Raw genomic sequence first — 20,160 nt, forward strand, 5'->3', positions numbered from 1 at the left:
GTTTTGCCCCTCTCAGGCATTGCCGGTGGCGGCGCGCACCAGCTTTTCCGGAGAAAATTCGGTGCGTTCGAACTGGCCCGCCATCAGGCCTTCGCGCATGACGATGGCGCGGTCGGACATGCCGAGGATTTCGGGAAGTTCGGATGAAATCATGATGATCGACAGGCCCTCTGCCGCAAGCTCGCTGATGAAGCCATGGACGGCGGCCTTGGAGCCGATATCGATGCCCTTGGTCGGCTCATCGAGAATGATGACCTTCGGCTTCGTGGCCAGCCACTTGCCGATCACCACCTTCTGCTGATTGCCGCCTGAAAGCGTGCCAACAGGCACCGAAAGCGCGGCAGCGCGCAGATCGAGCCGCGCGGCATATTTGCGTGCCAGCGCGAATTCATTGGCGGCAGCGAGAAACCCCTTGCGCGACGTGCGGGTGAGGGATGGCAGCGACATGTTCTGATAGATCGGCATATCGAGTGCCAGCCCGTGGCGGCCGCGCTCTTCCGGCACGTATACGATGCCGGCGCGGATCGCATCTTCCGGTGAGCGGATGGTGAGCGGCTGGCCATCCAGCGTCACCTCTCCCGAAGCCGGGCGGGTGATGCCGAACAGCGACTGGCAGAGTTCGGAGCGCCCGGCGCCGATCAGCCCATAAAGACCGAGAATTTCACCCTTGCGCAGCTCGAGGGAAATGTCGCGGAATTCGGTCTGGTGTGAATAATCACGCACCGAAAGGACGGTTGGACCAAGGGTGACCGCCTGCTTCGGGAAGGCATTCGTCACGTCGCGGCCAACCATCAGCCGCACGATCTCATCCTGCGGGGTGGTGGCAAGCGTGCCGGCGCCAACCATTCTTCCGTCACGGAACACGGCATAATTCTCGGCGATTTCATAGACCTCATCGAACTTGTGGCTGATGAAGAGGATCGCCTTGCCCTGCCGTTTCAGGTTCTCGACGATGCGGAAGAGATCGTCGATCTCCTTGCGGGAAAGAGCGGCCGTCGGCTCGTCCATGATGACGATGCGGGCCTCGACCGATAGCGCCCGGGCGATGGCGACCAGATGGCGCTGGGCGATCGACAGGTCCTTCAGCCGGATGGTAGGATCGATGGTGCTTTCGAGCTGTTCCAGCAGAATTCTGGCCCGCTCGTTGATGGTCTTCCAGTCGATCAGGCCGAAACGGCCTTTGGGCGCATGGCCGAGGAAGATGTTCTCACCAACGGAAAGCTCGTCGAACAGCACGGTTTCCTGATGAATGGCGGTGACGCCGGCATCGATGGCATCTTGCGCACCGTGAAAGGTCACAGCTTTGCCATCCAGCAGGATTTCGCCCTCGTTAGGGCGATAGATGCCCGTGAGAATCTTGACCAGCGTGGATTTGCCCGCGCCGTTCTCACCGATCAGCGCGGTGACCTTGCCGGGGTAGAGCGCGATATCGACGCCATCAAGCGCTTTCACGCCGGGGAATATCTGGCTGATGCCGCGCATTTCCAGAATGGGCATGGCGCTGGAAGCCTCTGAGATGTTTATGGTTTGGGTTTCAGCACGCATCATTCCGTCTTACCGGTCAGTTTTGAGTGAAGTGATCGGGGCCACCCCCCTCTGCCCTGCCGGGCATCTCCCCCACAAGGAGGGAGATCGGCCAGAAGAAAACGCTCGCTCACTCGCAACGTTAGAGATGGCCGAGAGGCCGCCGCCTATCGATCTCCACCCTTGTGGGGGAGATGCCCGGCAGGGCAGAGGGGGGGTAGCCTCCGCACCGCCGGATATTATCAAGATCAGAAAATCTTCGAGAACTGATCGATATTCTTCGCGTCATAGATAAACGGATCGGCCATGGCGGCTTCACTGTTTTCGCCAACCTTGATCTTGCCCATGCGGCCTGCCTCGATTTCCGAGCCCGGCTTGCCATCGGCTTCACCCTTCACAAGGCGATAGGCGATCTGGGTAGCGGAATAGCCGAGGTCGATCGGGTTCCAGATGGCGAATTCCTTGGTCGCGCCAGACTTGATGGCGCCGGCCATTTCAGACGGCAGGCCAAGGCCCGTCACGAAGACCTGGCCGATCTTGCCCGCATCCTTCACGGCCTGCGACGCGGCGAGCACGCCAACGGTGGTCGGTGCGACGATGACCTTCACATTCGGCTGCGAAGAAAGCAGTCCCTGCGCTTCGCGATAGCTCTTGTCGGCCAGGTCGTCACCGTAAACCGTGGTGACGAGGTTGAGGCCGGGGAAGTCCTTCAGCTGCTTCTTCATCTCGCCGATCCAGACATTCTGGTTCGTGGAGGTGGTGGTGGCGGAAAGAATGGCGAAGTCGCCCTTGCCGCCGTCCAGATGGGCTGCCGCGAGCTGCAGGCACATCTTGCCGATCAGCGCGTTGGAGGACGGGTTAAGCTGGAGAATGCGGCCTTCAGGTGCAACGCCGGAATCCCAGGAAATGACCTTGATGCCGCGCTGGGCAGCTTTCTTCAGCGCCGGAACAACGGCGTCGGGGTCGTTGGCGGAAATGGCGATGGCGTCGACGCCCTGTGCGATCAGCGAATTGATGACTTCGATCTGGCCTTCCGCCGTGGTGCTGGTCGGGCCGGTATAGATGATCTCGACGCCGCCGAGATCCTTTGCCGCTTCCTGCGCGCCCTTGTTGGCGGCTTCGAAAAAGCCGTTGCCGAGCGACTTGACCACCAGTGCGATCTTGACGTCTGCCGCTTGGGCAACGCTGCCAAGCCCCGCGACGGAGAGTGCCGCGCTGAGTGCCAGAACGCTGGTCAATGTTCTGCGTGTAAGTTTCATGTCCCTTTTCCTCCCGTTTTGAACCTTGTCTTTCCCTCCAGCGCTCCTCAAGCGACTGAAGAAGAATTCTCCTCATCCGGCGGACCGGCGGCTTTACCCGCCGCCACCGCGCCGGCGATCAGCAATTCCACGCCGGCATTTTCCACCATCCTTGCCGCTTCGTCCGAAATCCCGTCATCGGTAATGATGGTCGTGACGTTTTCGAGCGGGCATAAAATCAGGCTGGATCGTTTTCTGAATTTCGAGGAATCGACCATGACGATTAGCTCCTCGGCCTGCCGCATCAGCTTCTGTTCGCTCTGGATGACCAGTGCGTCGGATTCCATGATGCCAAGCGCGCCCACGCCCTGCGCCCCTAGAAAAATCCGTCGCGCATAAAAATTGCGGATCGCGTCGTTTTCGAAAGGCGACAGGATAAGGCTCTGATCGCGATAGATCGCGCCGCCCGGCACATTGATGTTGCATTTGGAATGTTTGACCAGATGTTCGGCGATGGCGAAAGAATTGGTCATCACCTGCAGCCGTCGTGCCGCCATGTAATGCACCATCTGGAATGTCGTCGTGCCGCCATTCAGGATGATCGCGTCACCATCATTGCAGAGATCAACCGCCTTGCGCGCAATTGCGCGTTTCTTGTCGATATTGACCGATTCGGAGACGCGGAACGGGCGGGCTGCGAGATTGCCGAGCTGCGGCGGATGAACCGCTTCCGCTCCGCCGCGCACGCGCCGCAACTTTCCCTGCACATGCAAAGACGCAATATCCCTGCGGATCGTCGCTTCCGACGCATCCGTCAGTTCGGCAATATCCTGCACCGTCACGACAGCTTTTTCCTGCGTGGCGCTCAAGATGATGCGATGGCGTTCGCGTTCGTGCATGGGGTCCTCCTGATTGTGATTATTCGCAATCTCTTTACGTTGTCAATCAAGAACGATCAAATTAATCAATATCGCGTTGCAACATGAAAATTTATGATCGTTTTTGATTGACATTCTGCTTTTGGATGCGCGATACCTGCCATCAAAGGAGGCGGGCCGATATCGGCTCCGCGAATGCAGACAGATATTGGGAGGAAGACATGACGGGAACATCCCGCCTTCTCGAAAGCCGTTGGGACGACGCCTACGCACAGACGCTCGATGAGCCCGGCAAGCTGCTTTATCGCTCCAATCTGCTCGGTGCCGACAAGCGCATCACCAATTACGGCGGCGGCAACACATCCGCAAAGGTGCTCGAAACCGATCCGCTAACCGGCGGAAAGGTCCGGGTGATGTGGGTGAAGGGCTCCGGCGGCGATGTCGGCACCATCAAGCTCGATGGTTTTGCCACCCTTTATCTCGAAAAACTGGAAGCGCTGAAGGGCATCTACAAGGGTGTTGAAGATGAGGACCGCATGGTCGGCTTTTTGCCGCACTGCACCTTCAACCTCAACCCGCGCGCGGCCTCCATCGATACACCGCTGCATGGTTTCGTGCCTTTCGATCATGTTGACCACATGCATCCGGATGCGATCATCGCGATTGCCGCCTCCAAAAACTCCAAAGAACTGACACAGCAAATCTTTGGCGATGACATCGGCTGGCTGCCCTGGCGTCGTCCGGGTTTCCAGCTCGGTCTCGATCTGGAGGCTTTCGTCAAGGCCAATCCCACGGCAAAGGGCGTGGTGCTGGAAAGCCATGGTCTCTTCACTTGGGATAATGATGCCAAGGCTTGCTATGAACTGACGCTCGCCATCATCAACAAGGCGATCGAATGGTTTGCCGCTGAGACCGAAGGCAAGACAATCTTCGGCGGTGCCTTGGCCAAAAGCCTGCCGGTGGCCGAACGCCGTGCCATCGCTGCCCGGCTGATGCCGGAAATCCGTGGCCGGATCGGCCGCGAGGAGCGCAAGCTCGGTCATTTTGACGATCAGGACGCGGTTCTGGAATTCGTTAATTCGAAGGATCTGAAACCGCTTGGTAACCTCGGCACATCCTGCCCCGACCATTTTCTGCGCACCAAAATCCGGCCTCTGATTCTCGATCTCGATACCGCGAAACCCGATGTGGACGCGCTGACGGCGGGTCTGGACAAAGCGCTTGAGGCTTACCGCGCCGACTACAGCCGCTATTACGAGGCATGCCGCCACGATAACTCGCCAAAGATGCGTGATCCGAACCCGGTGATTTTCCTGATCCCAGGCGTTGGCATGTTGTCCTTTGCCAAGGATAAGGCGACGGCCCGCATCGCTGGCGAGTTTTATGTCAACGCCATCAACGTTATGCGTGGTGCATCCACCGTGTCCGAATATCAGGGCCTGCCCGAGCAGGAAGCCTTCGATATCGAATATTGGCTGCTGGAAGAGGCAAAGCTGCAGCGCATGCCGAAGCCGAAAAGCCTTGCCGGCCGCGTCGCCTTCGTCACCGGCGGTGCCGGCGGCATCGGCCGGGCAACCGCGGAACGGCTGGCAGGCGAGGGCGCCTGCGTTGTGCTGGCGGATATTGACGAGGCGGCGCTGGAAGCTGCCAAGGGCGATTTCGTCAAGCGTTACAGCGGCGATGCGGTGCGCACCGTCAAGCTTGATGTGACGCAGGAAGATGCGGTCATTTCCGCCTTTGCGGAAGCGAGCGTCGAATTCGGCGGTGTGGATATTCTGGTCTCCAATGCCGGCATTGCTTCCTCCGCACCCGTGGAAGACACGACGCTTGCCATGTGGAACAAGAATATCGACATTCTCGCGACGGGCTATTTCCTCGTCTCGCGAGAAGCATTCCGGCTGCTGCGGCGCCAGAATCTCGGCGGCAACATCGTCTTCGTCGCTTCCAAGAATGGCCTTGCTTCTTCGCCCAATGCATCGGCCTATTGCACGGCCAAGGCTGCGGAAATTCATCTCGCCCGTTGCCTTGCGCTCGAAGGGGCAGAGGCCGGCATTCGCGTGAACACCGTCAATCCGGATGCCGTGTTGCGCGGTTCGAAAATCTGGAATGGCGAATGGCGTGAGCAGCGTGCGGCGTCGTCCAAGATCGAGGTGACCGATCTGGAGGAACATTACCGCAAGCGTTCGATGCTGAAGCTCAATGTGTTTCCGGAAGATATCGCCGAGGCGATCTACTTCCTGGCATCCGATGCTTCGGCCAAGTCGACCGGCAACATCATCAATGTCGATGCCGGCAATGCGCAGAGTTTTACGCGATAATTGGGGACGGTGACAGGCGGGTGCACCGCCGTGATGACCGGGGAGGAAGACATGACCGAGACGAAAATCGCCGCCGATGTGATCGCGGCTGAAAACGAAAAGCGCGCCAGCGCACAGAAAGACGATTATCAGGCGCTGGGCAACCAGCTGGCGCGCCGCAACATCGACATCGATGCCGTTACTGCCAAGGTGGCGGAATTTTTCGTCGCGGTGCCGTCCTGGGGCGTCGGCACGGGCGGCACCCGTTTTGCCCGCTTTCCGGGCGCGGGTGAGCCACGCGGCATTTTCGACAAGCTGGACGATTGCGCCGTCATCAACCAGCTGACGCGAGCTACACCAAACGTCTCCCTGCATATTCCGTGGGACAAGCAAGACCCGAAGCGGCTGAAGGCGCACGCCGATGCGCTAGGTCTCGGTTTCGACGCCATGAATTCCAACACCTTTTCGGATGCGCCGGGCCAGGGCCACTCCTACAAATACGGCTCGCTCAGCCACACCGATGCCGCGACGCGGCAACAGGCTGTCGAGCACAACATTGAATGTATCGAAATCGGCAACGCCATTGGCTCGAAGGCGCTGACGGTGTGGGTGGGTGACGGTTCCAATTTCCCCGGGCAGAGCAATTTCACCAGAAGTTTCGAGCGTTATCTCGCCGCCATGGCCGATATCTACAAGGCGCTGCCGGATGACTGGCGCATCTTTTCCGAACACAAGATGTACGAGCCGGCCTTCTATTCCACCGTCGTGCAGGACTGGGGCACCAATTACCTCATTGCCAACACGCTCGGTGAAAAGGCCTTCTGCCTTGTTGACCTCGGTCACCATGCGCCCAACACCAATATCGAGATGATCGTCGCCCGGCTTATCCAGTTCGGCAAGCTCGGCGGTTTCCATTTCAATGACAGCAAATATGGCGATGACGATCTGGATGCCGGCTCGATCGAGCCCTACCGCCTGTTTCTCGTTTTCAACGAGCTGGTGGACGCCGAATATCGCGGCGTGAAGGGTTTCCATCCCGCCCATATGATCGACCAGTCGCATAATGTGACGGACCCGATCGAAAGTCTGATCTCCAGCGCCAATGAAATCCGCCGCGCCTATGCGCAGGCGCTGCTGGTGGATCGCGCGGCTCTCGATGGCTATCAGCAGGATAATGATGCTCTGATGGCGTCCGATATGCTGAAGCGGGCTTATCGTACCGATGTCGAGCCGATCCTTGCGCAGGCCCGGCAACTGACCGGTGGTGCGATCGATCCGGTCGCGACTTACCGGGCGAGCGGCTATCGCAAGCGGGTGGCGGCGGCACGCCCGGCTTCGGTTGGCGGTAGCGGGGGCATTGTTTAAGGTCGATCTGACAGGGACAAGCGCTGGTTCCAAGCGTTGTCAATGACCTTGCCTCAAACAACGACGTCATTCTCAGCCTTGTGCCGAGGATCTGCCCAGATTGCACGAAATCGATACGTAGCAGATGCTCGGGACAGGCCCGAGCATGACGAAGGCAAAGGTGCTGGTTATGGCCCTCGTCCGTTCGCCATGTTAGTCCTTCACTTCTCCGAAGGCGACGGCTTACGCACCTGAAACGTATGCTCCGGCCCTGGAAATGCACCGGAGCGCACCTCATCTGCATAAGCCGCAGCCGCTTGCGAAGCCGCCGTGCCGAGATCGGCATACCGTTTCACGAACTTCGGTTGGAAATCGGAAAACAGGCCAAGCATGTCGTCGGAAACCAGCACCTGCCCGTCACAGGCCGGCGATGCCCCGATGCCGACGGTCGGGGCGGCAAGCTTTTCCGTCAACTCGCGGGCAAGTGGTTCGACGGTGCCTTCCACGACGATGGCGAATGCGCCCGCCTGATCGACCGCAATACCATCGCGCCAGATCTTTTGCGTTTCCGCATCCGAATGGCCGAGCGAGCGGAAGCCACCGGCGGTGTGGACGAGTTGCGGCATCAGCCCGACATGGCCGAAGACGGGAATGCCACGCGCCACCAGAAAGGCGATGGTCTCGGCCATTTCCTCGCCGCCTTCCAGCTTCACGCCGTCGCAGCCGGTCTCCTGCATCAGCCGCACGGCGTTGCGGAACGCCTGTTCCTTCGATTCCTGATAGGTGCCGAAAGGAAGATCGACGATGACGCAGGCATGCTCTACGCCGCGCATGACGGCGCGGCCATGGGCGATCATCATATCCAGCGTCACACCAACAGTCGTATCCATGCCGTAAAGCACCATGCCGAGGGAATCCCCCACCAGCAAAAGGTCGCAATGTGGATCGAGCAGCCGGGCAATCGGCGTCGTATAGGCCGTGAGGCAGACGATGCGTGCCTGGCCCTTCATTTGCCGGATGGAGGCTGTCGTCAGCCGCTTTTGTTTTGCATGGGCGCTCATTGGGCGGCCTCCTGTTTCCCGGGTTTTTCGCGGCCGATGACGCGGTTGTCGAGAAGCCGCGTGCTGCCAAAGCGCACGAACAGCGCGACCAGCACAGGCCCGGCCTGCATGGAGGCAACGGGCGCCAGCGTATCGGGATCGCGCACTGCAACGACCTCAGGCGACGCCAGCGGCTCGGCTGCGATGAACTTTTCTATCGCCGCTTCAAAGGCTGCCGGGTCATCGACGCCTTCAGCATAAAGCCTCTCCGCCTCGTCCAGCGCCTGCGGTACGATCACGGCGGCAGCGCGTTGCTCGGGGCTTAGATAGACATTACGCGAGGAGCAGGCGAGCCCGTCGGCCTCACGCACCGTGGCGACGGGAACGACTCTCACTGGCTGAGCAAGGTCCTCGACCATGCGGCAGATCAGCGTCACCTGCTGATAATCCTTTTCGCCGAAATAGGCGGCATCCGGCTGGACGAGGTTAAAAAGCTTGGTCACGACGGTGGTAACGCCGGCGAAATGCCCCGGCCGCACCGCGCCTTCCAGCTGGCTACCCAGTTCAGGCACATCCACCACCGTCTGCATCGGGCGCGGATACATCTCCGTAACGTCAGGAGCGAAGAGAATGTCGACGCCGGTTTCTTCCAAAAGCGCGCTGTCACGGGCAAGATCGCGCGGGTAACGCGCCAGATCCTCATTCGCGCCGAATTGCAGGGGATTGACGAAGATGGAAACCACCGTCACGTCGTTTTCTGCCTTGGCTTGGGCAACGAGTGTGAGGTGCCCGATATGCAGAAAACCCATGGTCGGCACGAAGCCGATGGTTTTGCCGGTGCGGCGAAAGGCGGCGATCGCATCCCGCAATTCGGCGACGGTTTTTACAAGGCGCATGGGGTCTCCTCCGACTGCCCGATCGCCATCCGGCGAAAGGTGCTGGATAGAACGCGATTTGCTGAACGGGGTCAACGAGGCTGCGGGCATTATATCGATTAACAGCTGAAGCGGTGACGACTGCCCTGAAACGCGGCGGTTCAGGATCTTCTGATCCATTTGGGAGGGCGCTTTTCTGCAAAAGCCTGCCGCCCTTCGCGCGCCTCATTGCTGCCGCTGATGGCTGCGATGGCACCTTCCGCGAAGGCAAGCCGTTCGTCCGATGGCATGTCACGCATCGCCAGCAAGGCCGCCTTTCCCGCGGCGACGGCACCCGGCGCGTTCTGTCGCAGCTTTGCGAGAACCTCTTCGATAAGGCCATCGAGTTCAGCCAGCGGCGCCGTGCGATTGACGAGGCCGAGACCTTTTGCCTCCGCAGCGGTGATCGGCTGGCCGAGATAAGCCATTTCCTGAAGCCCGCCCAGGGGTATTTTTGCCAGCAGCTTTGCCGCCACCATGGCCGGGAAAAGCCCGATCCGTACTTCCGGCAGGCCGAATTCGGCATGATCGGCCGCATAGGCAAGATCGCAGGTGGCGACAAGGCCGAGCCCGCCGGCCAGAACCCGGCCATTGATGCGGGCAATGACGGGCTTGTCGCAGCTCTCTATCGCGCGCATCACGTCGGCAATGAGGTTCGTGCCGTTGCGCGACAGGAACATGCCGCCGGCACTTTCCTTCAGATCGGCTCCCGAACAGAAGCTGCGGTCTCCGGCTGCCGTTATCACCACGGCGCGAAGGCTGCCATCGCCGGACGCAGCGCGGATCGCATCCGTGAGTGCCTCCGTCATCGCGGCATTGAGGGCGTTGTGAACCTCGGGCCGGTTGAGCGTCAGCCACAGAACATCTTGGCGCGTATCGTGCAGCAGTTCATCCGCCATGCAGGTCTCCTTTCTGTTTTGCGGCAAGCAGCGCTTTTCCGGTGCGCGCCGCATTCGGCCTGCCGAGATGCCGGCTGATCCACTCACCGGTCTTCGCCACCGCCATCAGGTCGATACCGGTTTCGATGCCAAGTCCTTGCAGTAGATAAACGACGTCTTCCGTTGCGACATTGCCGCTCGCCCCCGGCGCAAAGGGGCAGCCACCCAGCCCGGCAACGGAACTATCGAAAACGACGATGCCTTCCTGAAGTGAGGCGAGCACATTGGCGACACCCTGCCCATAGGTATCATGGAAATGCATGGCGATTTGGTCGCGTGGAATCCCGGTCGCTACACGTTCGATGACATCGCGAATCTGGCCGGCCGTGCCGACGCCGATCGTATCGCCGAGCGAGATTTCATAGCAGCCGAGGGCCACAAGCGCCTCGGCCATCGCCGCCACTTCATCGGGCGCAACTGCCCCATCATAGGGACAGCCGGCAATGCAGGAGACGTAACCGCGCCTGCGGATATTTTTGTCAGCGGCAGCCTCCGTGACATCGTGCAGGCGCTCGAGGCTTTCAGCGCGCGAGCAGCCGATATTGTGCTGGCTGAAACCTTCCGAGGCAGAGACGAAAACGGCGATTTCCGCAACACCTGCCTCGATGGCCGCCTCGAAACCTTTCATATTGGGAACAAGCGCCGGATAGGCTGTTCCGGGCCGCCGTTCGATGCCCTGAAACACCTCCTTCGAACCCGCCATTTGCGGCACTTTCCTGGGAGATACGAAAGCGCCTGCCTCGACCGCTGGCAAACCGGCCGCGGCGAGCCGCTCGATCAGTTCGATCTTGATGGCGGTGGCGACCTCGGCGCTTTCGTTCTGCAGACCGTCACGCGCACCCACCTCAACGATCTTCACGTTGCGAGGCCAGTCCATCTCACACAGCCTCCGGCTCGAAATCCACCAGCACCGCACCGGCGGCCACCATGTCGCCTTCAGCGCAGTTGATGGCGGTGACGATGTCTTTTGCCGGCGCGCGGATCGTATGCTCCATCTTCATCGCTTCCATCACCACAAGCGCATCGCCGGTTTTGACGGCCGCGCCGCTCTGGCTGAGCACGGCGCGGATGACGCCCGGCATGGGCGCTTCCAGACCGCCCGTATGGCCAGAAGAATCTGCGATATCGACCGGGTCTGGCTGGCTGATGCGATAGTGTTCGCCGTGCAGAAAAAGTGCGTAGCTATCACTCTCTGCAAAGAAATAGCCTTGCCATGTCCTGTCGTTGACGGTGGCGCGGAGGTGGCCATCGTCTGAGAGGTTGCCACGGGCGCGGGTCGTCTGCCCGCCGGTCTCCAGCGAAAAGCTGTCCGCCTCATGGGTAACGCCAAGGTCGATCGGCCGGTTCTGAATGGTGAAATGCAGCGTCTCCCGGGCCGGCGCATTCAGCCGGAAGGTGTTGGTGGCGTTCCAGGGACTATAGCGGTCGGCCTGCGCTTGCGGGTTGGTGATTGCGTTTTTACGGCTGAGAAGGAGGCCGAGTGCCGCCAGTGCGATCTCATTGTCGCCAACGGCCTCCAGAGCAAAAAGGTCTGCCTCGTTGCGCGCGATGAAGCCGGTGTCCAGGTCGGCGGCGGCGAAAGCATCGAGCCCCGCGAGCCGGGTCAGAAAGGTAGCGTTGCTGGTGACACCGCAAATCGCCAGCTTTTCAAGCGCCGCCTTTAGACGCCGCACCGCGACGGGGCGGTCATTATCCCAAACGATCAGCTTGGCGATCATCGGATCGTAATGCACGGTGATGGCATCACCGGCGCGGATGCCGCTGTCGATCCTGAAGTGAGGACCTTCATCGGGAAAGACGAGGTGGCTGATCGTGCCAATCGACGGGAGGAAATCATGCGCCGGGTCTTCGGCATAAATGCGTGCCTCGATGGCATGGCCGTTGATGCGGAGTTCGGTCCAGTCTTTGGGCAGGACTTCGCCGTTTGCAACGCGCAGCTGCCATTCGACCAGATCGAGACCGGTAATATATTCCGTCACCGGATGCTCGACCTGAAGGCGCGTGTTCATTTCCATGAAATAGAAGTCGCCGGAAGGGTCGAGCAGAAATTCCACCGTTCCCGCGCCGCGATAATCGATGGCACGGGCAGCGGCGGTTGCCGCGTCATACATGCGTTGCCGCAAGTCATCGGGCAGGCCGGGGGCGGGGGCTTCCTCTATCACCTTCTGGTGCCGGCGCTGGATCGAGCAGTCGCGTTCAAAAAGCGAAACACAATTGCCGTAGTCATCGGCAAAGACCTGCACTTCCACATGGCGCGGCCGTTCGAGGTATTTTTCGATCAGCATGCGGTCATTGCCGAAGGCGGCCAGTGCTTCGCGTTTGGCGCCGGCAAGCTCCGCCGCGAAGTCGCGCTTTTGCCGGACAACGCGCATGCCCTTGCCGCCGCCGCCGGCCGAGGCTTTCAGCAGCACCGGATAACCGATCTTGTCCGCTTCGCTCGTCAGTCGTTTCTCGGCCTGTTCATCGCCGTGATAACCGGGAACGATGGGAACACCCGCCGTTGCCATCAGCGCCTTAGCTTCGCTTTTTCCGCCCATGGCGCGGATTGCTTCTGATGGAGGGCCGATGAAAACGAGGCCCGCAGAAGCGCAGGCTTCGGCGAAATCGGCATTTTCTGAAAGAAAACCATAGCCCGGATGGATGGCCTCTGCGCCGCTCGCCTTTGCGGCAGCGATGATCTTTTCGCCGTCGAGATAGGAGGCGCGCGCAGGTGCGGGGCCGATGGCGATGGCCTCATCGGCCAGCGCCACATGCATGGCGTCGCGGTCGGCATCCGAATAGACCGCGACGGTGCGGATGCCCATACTGGCTGCGGTGCGGATGATGCGGCAGGCGATTTCGCCACGGTTGGCGATCAGTATTTTCGAGAACATCGTCGCCTCACATCCTGAATATGCCAAAACGGGTGGGTTCAATCGGCGCATTGAGCGCGGCGGAAAGACCAAGGCCCAGCACCAGGCGGGTATCCTTCGGATCGATGATGCCATCGTCCCAGAGTCTCGCGCTGGCATAATAGGGATGGCCTTCCCGCTCGTATTTTTCGCGGATCGGCTGCTTGAACGCCTCTTCGCCTTCTTTCGACCAGTGGCGGCCATCGGCCTCGATACCGTCGCGGCGGATTTGCGCGAGCACGGAAGCCGCCTGCTCGCCACCCATCACGGAAATGCGGGCATTCGGCCACATCCAGAGAAAGCGCGGTGAATAGGCCCGCCCGCACATGCCGTAATTACCGGCGCCGAAGGAGCCGCCGATGATGACGGTGAATTTCGGCACCTTGGCCGATGCAACGGCGGTGACGAGTTTGGCGCCATCCTTGGCGATGCCACCCGCCTCATAAGCCTTGCCGACCATGAAACCGGTGATGTTCTGCAGGAAGACCAGGGGAATACCGCGCTGGCAGCAAAGCTCGATGAAATGTGCGCCCTTCAGCGCCGATTCCGAAAACAGTATGCCGTTATTGGCGATGATGCCGACCGGATAGCCATGGATATGGGCGAAACCACAGACCAGAGTTGTGCCGTAAAGTGCCTTGAACTCATCGAATTCCGAGCCATCCACCAGGCGGGCGATGATCTCGCGCACCTCGAAGGGTTTGCGCGTATCGGCAGGAACAATGCCATAAAGCTCGTCGGCCGGATAAAGCGGCTCCGCCGGCTCGCGGATATCCAGTTCCACCTGCTTACGGCGATTGAGGGTGGAGACGATCCGCCGGGTTAGCGCCAACGCATGGCGGTCGTCATTGGCATAATGATCGGTGACGCCGGATTGCCGGGAATGCACATCCGCGCCGCCGAGGTCCTCCGCGCTCACCACCTCGCCGGTCGCTGCCTTCACCAGCGGCGGGCCACCGAGAAAAATCGTGCCCTGATTTTTGACGATGACGGACTGGTCGCTCATGGCAGGGACATAGGCCCCGCCCGCCGTGCAACTGCCCATCACCACGGCGATCTGGGCGATGCCTTCCGCCGACATATTGGCCTGATTATAGAAGATGCGGCCGAAATGATCGCGGTCGGGAAAAACCTCGTCCTGATTTGGCAGGTTAGCACCGCCGGAATCGACGAGGTAAATGCAGGGGAGGCGGTTCTCGGTGGCGATCTCCTGCGCGCGCAGATGTTTCTTCACCGTCAGCGGATAATAGGTGCCGCCCTTCACCGTCGCATCATTGGCGACGATGACGCATTCGCGGCCCGCGACCCGGCCGATACCGGTAACGATGCCAGCGGCGGGAACGGGTTCGTCATAGACCTCGTAAGCCGCAAATTGCGAAAATTCGAGGAACGGACTGCCGGGATCGAGAAGCGCCTCGATGCGATCACGCGCCAGCAATTTGCCGCGGGAAAGATGCCGCTCGCGAGCCTTGTCGCCGCCGCCTTTCGAGATTTTTTCGACATGCCCTCTCAAATCCTCCACCAGACCGGACATGAAAGCAGCATTGGCGGTGAAGGCGGGATCGCGGTTCAGGCTGGAAGTTAGCTTCATCGCATTCCTCACCCGTTGCCCTTGACCAGTTCGCGGCCGATCAGCATCCGGCGGATTTCGCTGGTGCCTGCGCCGATCTCATAAAGCTTGGCGTCGCGCAGCAGCCGTCCGGCCGGGCTTTCATTGACATAACCGGAGCCGCCGAGAAGCTGGATCGCATCCAGCGCCACCTGTGTCGCCCGCTCTGCGGCGAACAAAATCGCGCCCGCCGCGTCCTGCCTTGTGATACGGCCATTGTCGCAGGCGCGGGCCACGGCATAGACATAGGCGCGGGATGCATTCATGGCCGAATAGATATCGGCAAGCTTTCCCTGCACCAGCTGGAACTCGCCGATCGGCTTGCCGAATTGCTTGCGCTCGCGGGCATAGGGCAGCACCAGATCGATGGCCGCCTGCATGATACCAACAGGGCCGGCGGCCAGCACGGCGCGTTCGTAATCCAGCCCGCTCATTAACACCGTCACGCCGTTATTCAAACGCCCGAGGATGTTTTCCTCCGGTACTTCGCAATCCTCGAACACGAGTTCCGAAGTGGGCGAGCCGCGCATTCCGAGCTTGTCGAGTTTCTGGGCCGGGCGGAAACCCTTGAAGCCCTTTTCGATCAGGAAGGCGGTGATGCCGCGCGCACCGGCGGACATATCCGTCTTGGCATAAACCACCAGCGTATCGGCCTCGTGGCCATTGGTGATCCACATCTTCGCGCCGTTCAGCACGTAACGGTCACCCTTGCGTTCCGCCTTCAGCCGCATCGATACGACGTCGGAACCGGCTTCCGTCTCGCTCATGGCGAGCGAACCGACATGTTCACCGGAGACGAGTTTCGGCAGATATCTGTGCTTCTGCTCATCGGTTCCCCAGCGGTGAATCTGGTTGATGCAGAGGTTGGAATGAGCGCCATAGGAAAGACCGATGGAAGCGGAAGCCCGGCTTATCTCCTCCATCGCCACGCAATGGGCGAGATAACCCATATCGGCACCGCCGAATTCCTCCGACACGGTGATGCCATGCAGGCCAAGCTCACCCATTTGCGGCCAGAGCTGACGCGGGAAGCGGTCGTCGCGATCAATCTCGGCGGCGAGCGGCGCAATTTTATCGTCGGCGAATGCACTGGCGCTGTCGCGCAATGCTGCGATTTCCGGGCCGAGATCGGCATCGAAAATGGCGGCGAGGTTCAAACTCATCGCGTCTCCTCCTCCGGACGGCTTTGCCGCCGTCCCTCTTGTTAGTCGCCGGCACCTCCTCCGCGCCGGCAACCCTCATTTTACGGCGCGTCACCTCCGGTGAAGGCGGCGGAACGGCGCACGAATGTCTTGATGGCAAAATTGGACTGGATGCGCGACACGCCGGGCACCGTCGTCAGGAAATCCAGAAGCTCCTGATAATGCGGCAAATCCCGAACCATGGCGTGGATCAGGTAATCGGAACTGCCGCTGGTCTGGTAACCGCCCACCACTTCGGGAATGGAAGCGACATGATGTTCGAAGGTCGTCAATGCTTCCTTGATCTGTCGTTCCAGCGTGACGGAAATGAAGACGCCCATATTGCCGAGCAGCCGGTTCTCATCGAACACCGCGGTATAACCGCGAATGATGCCTTCATCTTCCAGTTTGCGCACGCGGCGCAGCGTCGGCGTAAAGGAGAGGCCGATGCGGGCGGCGAGATCGCGCCAGCTTACTCGCCCGTCATCACCGAGCACATGCAGAATCTTGCGGTCGAAACTGTCGAGCTCAATCATGGATCATTTGCTCTATGATATGACTAATTGTTGGATCAAAGATATCGCCAATCAAAAAACTGTCAATCAAAATAGCTTTGAAATGAATTCGAGTTGGTGATAGCGTTCATGTCAGTCGCGGTCTGGAGGAGATCGTGATGATGGTCGTTCTCTCAAAGCGAGAGGATGGCCAAGGGAGGTGAATTTGGCTGTGCATGACCCTGTCGTGATCGTCGGGGCCGCCCGTACTGCTATGGGTGGGTTCCAGGGCGAATTCAAATCGGTGGCTGCGCCCGATCTTGGGGCCGCGGCGATCCGTGCGGTCGTCGAACGGGCGGCTATTCCAGTTTCTGACATTGATGATGTGCTGATGGGCTGTGTGCTCACGGCTGGGCAGGGGCAGGCTCCGGCCAGACAGGCAGCCATTGCCGCCGGTATCCCCAATTCCGTGGGCGCAACGACCATCAACAAGATGTGCGGCTCGGGCATGAAGGCGATCATGCTGGGGCATGACCAGATCGCGGCGGGAGGCTCTTCCATAGTGCTGGCGGGTGGTATGGAAAGCATGAGCAATGCGCCCTATCTGCTGGACCGCGCCCGGAACGGCTATCGTCTCGGCCATGGCAAGGTCATCGACCATATGTTTCTCGATGGTCTCGAAGATGCCTATGACAAGGGCCGGTTGATGGGCACTTTCGCGGAAGATTGCGCTGAAGCCTACCAGTTTACCCGCGCAATGCAGGATGACTATGCGCTGACCTCGCTTGAACGGGCGCGACGCGCCATAGCGGAAGGCGCATTCCAAGCGGAAATCGCGCCTGTTGGTGATGTTGCCGTGGACGAGCAGCCGGGCAAGGCAAAGCCGGAAAAAATCCCGCAGCTGAAGCCAGCCTTTCGCGATGGCGGAACGGTGACGGCGGCGAATTCCAGTTCCATTTCAGACGGTGCGGCCGCTCTTGTTCTCATGCGCAGATCGGAAGCGGAAAGGCGGGGTCTTTCACCGCTGGCAACCATCATCGGTCAGGCCTCGCATGCCGATGCACCCGCCGGATATCCAACGGCTCCCATCGGCGCGATGAAAAAGCTGTTCGATAAAACCGGCTGGGCCGCGAAGGACGTCGATCTGTTCGAAATCAACGAGGCCTTTGCGGTCGTGGCCATGGCAGCGATGCGCGATCTCGATCTGTCGCATGAGAAGGTGAATGTGCATGGCGGCGCCTGCGCGCTTGGCCACCCGATCGGCGCTTCCGGCGCGAGGATTGTCGTCACCTTGCTGGCGGCCCTGCAGCGCCACGGGCTGAAACGGGGCGTGGCCGCCGTCTGTATCGGCGGCGGTGAAGCAACCGCGCTCGGCATTGAGCGGCATTGAGGGAGGCGGCGATGATCCTGAACGAAGCCCAGCAGCAGATCAGGGACATGGCCCGCGATTTCGCCCACGAGCGGCTTTCCCCCGGCGCTGCCGTGCGTGACCGGGAAAGCCGGTTCCCGAAAGACGAATTGAAGGAAATGGGCGAGCTCGGTTTCCTCGGCATGCTGGTTTCAGAGGACTATGGCGGATCGGAAACTGGTGCCGTGGCCTATGCTCTGGCGCTGGAGGAAATCGCTGCCGGTGATGGGGCCTGTTCCACCATCATGAGCGTGCATAATTCTGTCGGCTGCGTGCCGATCCTGAAATTCGGCACAGAAGACCAGAAACAGCGTTTCCTGCCGAAGCTGGCTTCCGGCGAGTGGATCGGCGGTTTTGCGCTGACCGAACCGCAGGCCGGTTCGGATGCCTCCAATCTCAAGACCCGGGCGCGGCGCGATGGCGATCGCTATATTCTCGACGGCGCGAAGCAGTTCATCACGTCCGGCAAGAATGGCGATGTCGTCATCGTCTTTGCCGTTACAGATGCGGCGGCCGGCAAGAAGGGTATCAGCGCCTTCATCGTGCCGACGGATACGCCGGGTTACGAGGTCATACGCGTAGAAGAAAAACTCGGGCTGCATTCGTCCGATACCTGCCAGATAGCCTTTACCGACATGGCGGTTCCGGCCGACTTGCGTCTGGGCGAGGAAGGGCAGGGTTACCGTATCGCGCTCGCCAATCTGGAAGGCGGCCGCATCGGCATCGCCGCGCAGGCCGTCGGCATGGCGCAGGCCGCTTTCGAGGCGGCGCGGGACTATGCCCGCGAGCGCAAGGCTTTCGGGCAGGCGATCATCGAACATCAGGCCGTGGCGTTTCGTCTGGCTGATATGGCGACGCGGATTACGGCGGCGCGGCAGCTGGTGCTGCATGCGGCGGCGCTGAAGGAGGCGGGTGAGCCCTGTCTCTCGGAGGCGTCGATGGCGAAACTCTTCGCATCCGAAATGGCCGAGCGCGTCTGCTCGGACGCCATCCAGATTCACGGCGGTTACGGCTACATGGCGGATTATCCGGTGGAGCGGATCTATCGCGATGTGCGCATCTGCCAGATTTACGAGGGGACCAGCGATGTCCAGCGCATGGTGATCGCTCGGAACCTGTGAGGATTGTTTCGTGGTCTGGAGGAGACCACGACGGGAGGAGTAGAATGGATATATCAGAAACGCCACATCTCAGCCTGCATGTTCCAGAGCCTGCGGTGCGGCCCGGCGGGGAGCCGGATTTCTCCAATGTGAAGATACCCAAGGCCGGCACCGTGCCGCGCCCGGAAGTGGATGCCGCACCTGAAAGCATGCGGGATCTGGCCTATTCGATCATCCGCGTTCTCAATCATCAGGGCGAGGCTGTCGGGCCATGGGCAGGGCTGCTCTCGGACGAGGATTTGCTGGTAGGCCTCAAAAACATGATGCGGCTTCGGGCTTTCGATGCCCGCATGCTGATGGCGCAGCGGCAGGGCAAGACTTCCTTTTACATGCAGCATCTGGGGGAGGAGGCCGTCAGTTGCGCCTTCCGCAAGGCGCTTTCCAAAGGCGACATGAATTTCCCGACCTACCGGCAGGCGGGGCTGCTGATCGCCGACGATTATCCACTCGTCACCATGATGAACCAGATCTATTCCAACGAACTCGATCCGCTGCACGGGCGGCAATTGCCGGTTCTCTATTCCTCGAAGGAGCACGGCTTCTTCACCGTCTCCGGCAACCTCGCCACGCAATATGTCCAGGCGGTCGGCTGGGCGATGGCGTCTGCCATCAAGGGCGATACGAAGATCGCGGCCGCCTGGATCGGTGACGGTTCGACGGCGGAGTCGGATTTCCATTCGGCGCTGGTCTTCGCCTCCACCTACAAGGCCCCGGTCATCCTCAATATCGTCAATAATCAATGGGCCATTTCCACCTTTCAGGGCATTGCACGCGGCGGTTCCGGCACCTTTGCGGCGCGCGGACTGGGCTTCGGCATTCCTGCACTTCGCGTCGATGGCAATGATTATCTCGCTGTTTATGCCGTGGCGTGCTGGGCGGTGGAGCGGGCACGCCGCAATCTCGGCCCGACACTGATCGAATATGTCACCTATCGTGTCGGCGCTCATTCCACCTCGGATGATCCAAGTGCCTATCGGCCCAAGACCGAATCCGAAGCATGGCCGCTGGGCGACCCGGTTCTGCGGCTCAAGAAGCATCTGATCCTCCGAGGCGTCTGGTCGGAGGAACGGCACCGGCAGGCAGAGGCCGAAATCGCCGACGAAGTGCTTGAAGCGCAACGCGACGCGGAAAGCCACGGCACGCTGCACGAAGGCAAAAAACCGCCGAAAAAGGATATTTTCGAAGGCGTTTACGCCGAGATGCCGCCGCATCTCGCCCGCCAACGCCAAAAGGCAGGATGGTAA

Annotated in this window: 16 protein-coding genes; 5 read left to right on the forward strand and 11 right to left on the reverse strand. The window is 60.4% G+C overall.

Going from position 1 to position 20,160, the window contains the following annotated elements:
• Positions 1–12 precede the first annotated feature (12 nt).
• The 3 genes from GSF67_RS21000 to GSF67_RS21010 all read right to left on the reverse strand — a co-directional run bounded on the left by GSF67_RS21000 (position 13) and on the right by GSF67_RS21010 (position 3,661).
• Positions 13–1,548 carry a sugar ABC transporter ATP-binding protein gene (locus GSF67_RS21000; RefSeq protein ID WP_006315779.1) on the reverse strand — a complete coding sequence of 512 codons (1,536 nt, stop codon included), beginning with the start codon at positions 1,546–1,548 and terminating at the stop codon, positions 13–15.
• Positions 1,549–1,772: 224 nt separating this feature from the next.
• Complete coding sequence (rhaS, locus tag GSF67_RS21005) at positions 1,773–2,783, reverse strand: rhamnose ABC transporter substrate-binding protein (protein WP_006315028.1); 1,011 nt, start codon at positions 2,781–2,783, stop codon at positions 1,773–1,775.
• Positions 2,784–2,830: 47 nt separating this feature from the next.
• Positions 2,831–3,661 carry a DeoR/GlpR family DNA-binding transcription regulator gene (locus tag GSF67_RS21010; RefSeq protein WP_006315029.1) on the reverse strand — a complete coding sequence of 277 codons (831 nt, stop codon included), beginning with the start codon at positions 3,659–3,661 and terminating at the stop codon, positions 2,831–2,833.
• Positions 3,662–3,861: 200 nt separating this feature from the next.
• Between GSF67_RS21010 and GSF67_RS21015 the strand changes: the two genes are divergently transcribed.
• Both GSF67_RS21015 and rhaI read left to right on the forward strand, forming a co-directional pair.
• Positions 3,862–5,958, forward strand: a complete 2,097-nt coding sequence (locus GSF67_RS21015; protein ID WP_006315030.1) for a bifunctional rhamnulose-1-phosphate aldolase/short-chain dehydrogenase — start codon at positions 3,862–3,864, stop codon at positions 5,956–5,958.
• 51 nt (positions 5,959–6,009) lie between these two features.
• On the forward strand, positions 6,010–7,302 hold the full coding sequence (gene rhaI / locus GSF67_RS21020) for an L-rhamnose catabolism isomerase (protein WP_006315031.1): 1,293 nt from the start codon (positions 6,010–6,012) through the stop codon (positions 7,300–7,302).
• A gap of 200 nt (positions 7,303–7,502) precedes the next feature.
• Here the strand turns inward: rhaI and panB are convergent, their stop codons facing one another.
• The 8 genes from panB to GSF67_RS21060 form a co-directional block, all read right to left on the reverse strand.
• The gene (gene panB / locus GSF67_RS21025) at positions 7,503–8,342 is read right to left on the reverse strand and encodes a 3-methyl-2-oxobutanoate hydroxymethyltransferase (protein ID WP_006315032.1); all 840 of its coding nucleotides are present in this window, start codon (positions 8,340–8,342) and stop codon (positions 7,503–7,505) included.
• Positions 8,339–9,217: a pantoate--beta-alanine ligase gene (gene panC / locus GSF67_RS21030; RefSeq protein WP_006315035.1), complete on the reverse strand. Its 879-nt coding sequence runs from the start codon at positions 9,215–9,217 to the stop codon at positions 8,339–8,341. The genes panB and panC overlap by 4 nt, the downstream gene beginning before the upstream one ends.
• 140 nt (positions 9,218–9,357) lie before the next feature.
• Positions 9,358–10,134 (reverse strand): enoyl-CoA hydratase-related protein, encoded by a 777-nt coding sequence (locus GSF67_RS21035; protein WP_006315036.1) that lies wholly within the window; start codon positions 10,132–10,134, stop codon positions 9,358–9,360.
• Positions 10,124–11,050 carry a hydroxymethylglutaryl-CoA lyase gene (locus GSF67_RS21040; RefSeq protein WP_006315037.1) on the reverse strand — a complete coding sequence of 309 codons (927 nt, stop codon included), beginning with the start codon at positions 11,048–11,050 and terminating at the stop codon, positions 10,124–10,126. Before GSF67_RS21040 ends, GSF67_RS21035 begins: the two co-directional genes overlap by 11 nt.
• A 1-nt stretch (position 11,051) precedes the next feature.
• Entirely contained in the window at positions 11,052–13,046 is a 1,995-nt protein-coding gene (locus GSF67_RS21045) for an acetyl/propionyl/methylcrotonyl-CoA carboxylase subunit alpha (protein WP_176072080.1), read from the reverse strand.
• Positions 13,047–13,053: 7 nt separating this feature from the next.
• Positions 13,054–14,655 carry a carboxyl transferase domain-containing protein gene (locus tag GSF67_RS21050; RefSeq protein WP_006315039.1) on the reverse strand — a complete coding sequence of 534 codons (1,602 nt, stop codon included), beginning with the start codon at positions 14,653–14,655 and terminating at the stop codon, positions 13,054–13,056.
• 8 nt (positions 14,656–14,663) lie between these two features.
• A complete protein-coding gene (locus GSF67_RS21055) occupies positions 14,664–15,836 on the reverse strand; it encodes an isovaleryl-CoA dehydrogenase (RefSeq protein ID WP_006315040.1) in 1,173 nt (390 codons plus the stop codon).
• 80 nt (positions 15,837–15,916) lie between these two features.
• Positions 15,917–16,390: an Lrp/AsnC family transcriptional regulator gene (locus tag GSF67_RS21060; RefSeq protein WP_006315041.1), complete on the reverse strand. Its 474-nt coding sequence runs from the start codon at positions 16,388–16,390 to the stop codon at positions 15,917–15,919.
• 232 nt (positions 16,391–16,622) lie between these two features.
• Between GSF67_RS21060 and GSF67_RS21065 the strand changes: the two genes are divergently transcribed.
• Genes GSF67_RS21065 through GSF67_RS21075 form a run of 3 tightly spaced genes read left to right on the forward strand, consistent with a single transcriptional unit; the run spans position 16,623 to position 20,160 of the window.
• Positions 16,623–17,738 carry an acetyl-CoA C-acyltransferase gene (locus GSF67_RS21065; protein WP_035216219.1) on the forward strand — a complete coding sequence of 372 codons (1,116 nt, stop codon included), beginning with the start codon at positions 16,623–16,625 and terminating at the stop codon, positions 17,736–17,738.
• A gap of 11 nt (positions 17,739–17,749) precedes the next feature.
• The gene (locus GSF67_RS21070; RefSeq protein ID WP_006315043.1) at positions 17,750–18,877 is read left to right on the forward strand and encodes an acyl-CoA dehydrogenase family protein; all 1,128 of its coding nucleotides are present in this window, start codon (positions 17,750–17,752) and stop codon (positions 18,875–18,877) included.
• Positions 18,878–18,921: 44 nt separating this feature from the next.
• The gene (locus tag GSF67_RS21075) at positions 18,922–20,160 is read left to right on the forward strand and encodes a 3-methyl-2-oxobutanoate dehydrogenase (2-methylpropanoyl-transferring) subunit alpha (RefSeq protein WP_006315044.1); all 1,239 of its coding nucleotides are present in this window, start codon (positions 18,922–18,924) and stop codon (positions 20,158–20,160) included.

Source organism: Agrobacterium sp. CGMCC 11546 (genome assembly GCF_013365515.1).
Taxonomy (GTDB): Bacteria; Pseudomonadota; Alphaproteobacteria; order Rhizobiales; family Rhizobiaceae; genus Agrobacterium; species Agrobacterium fabrum.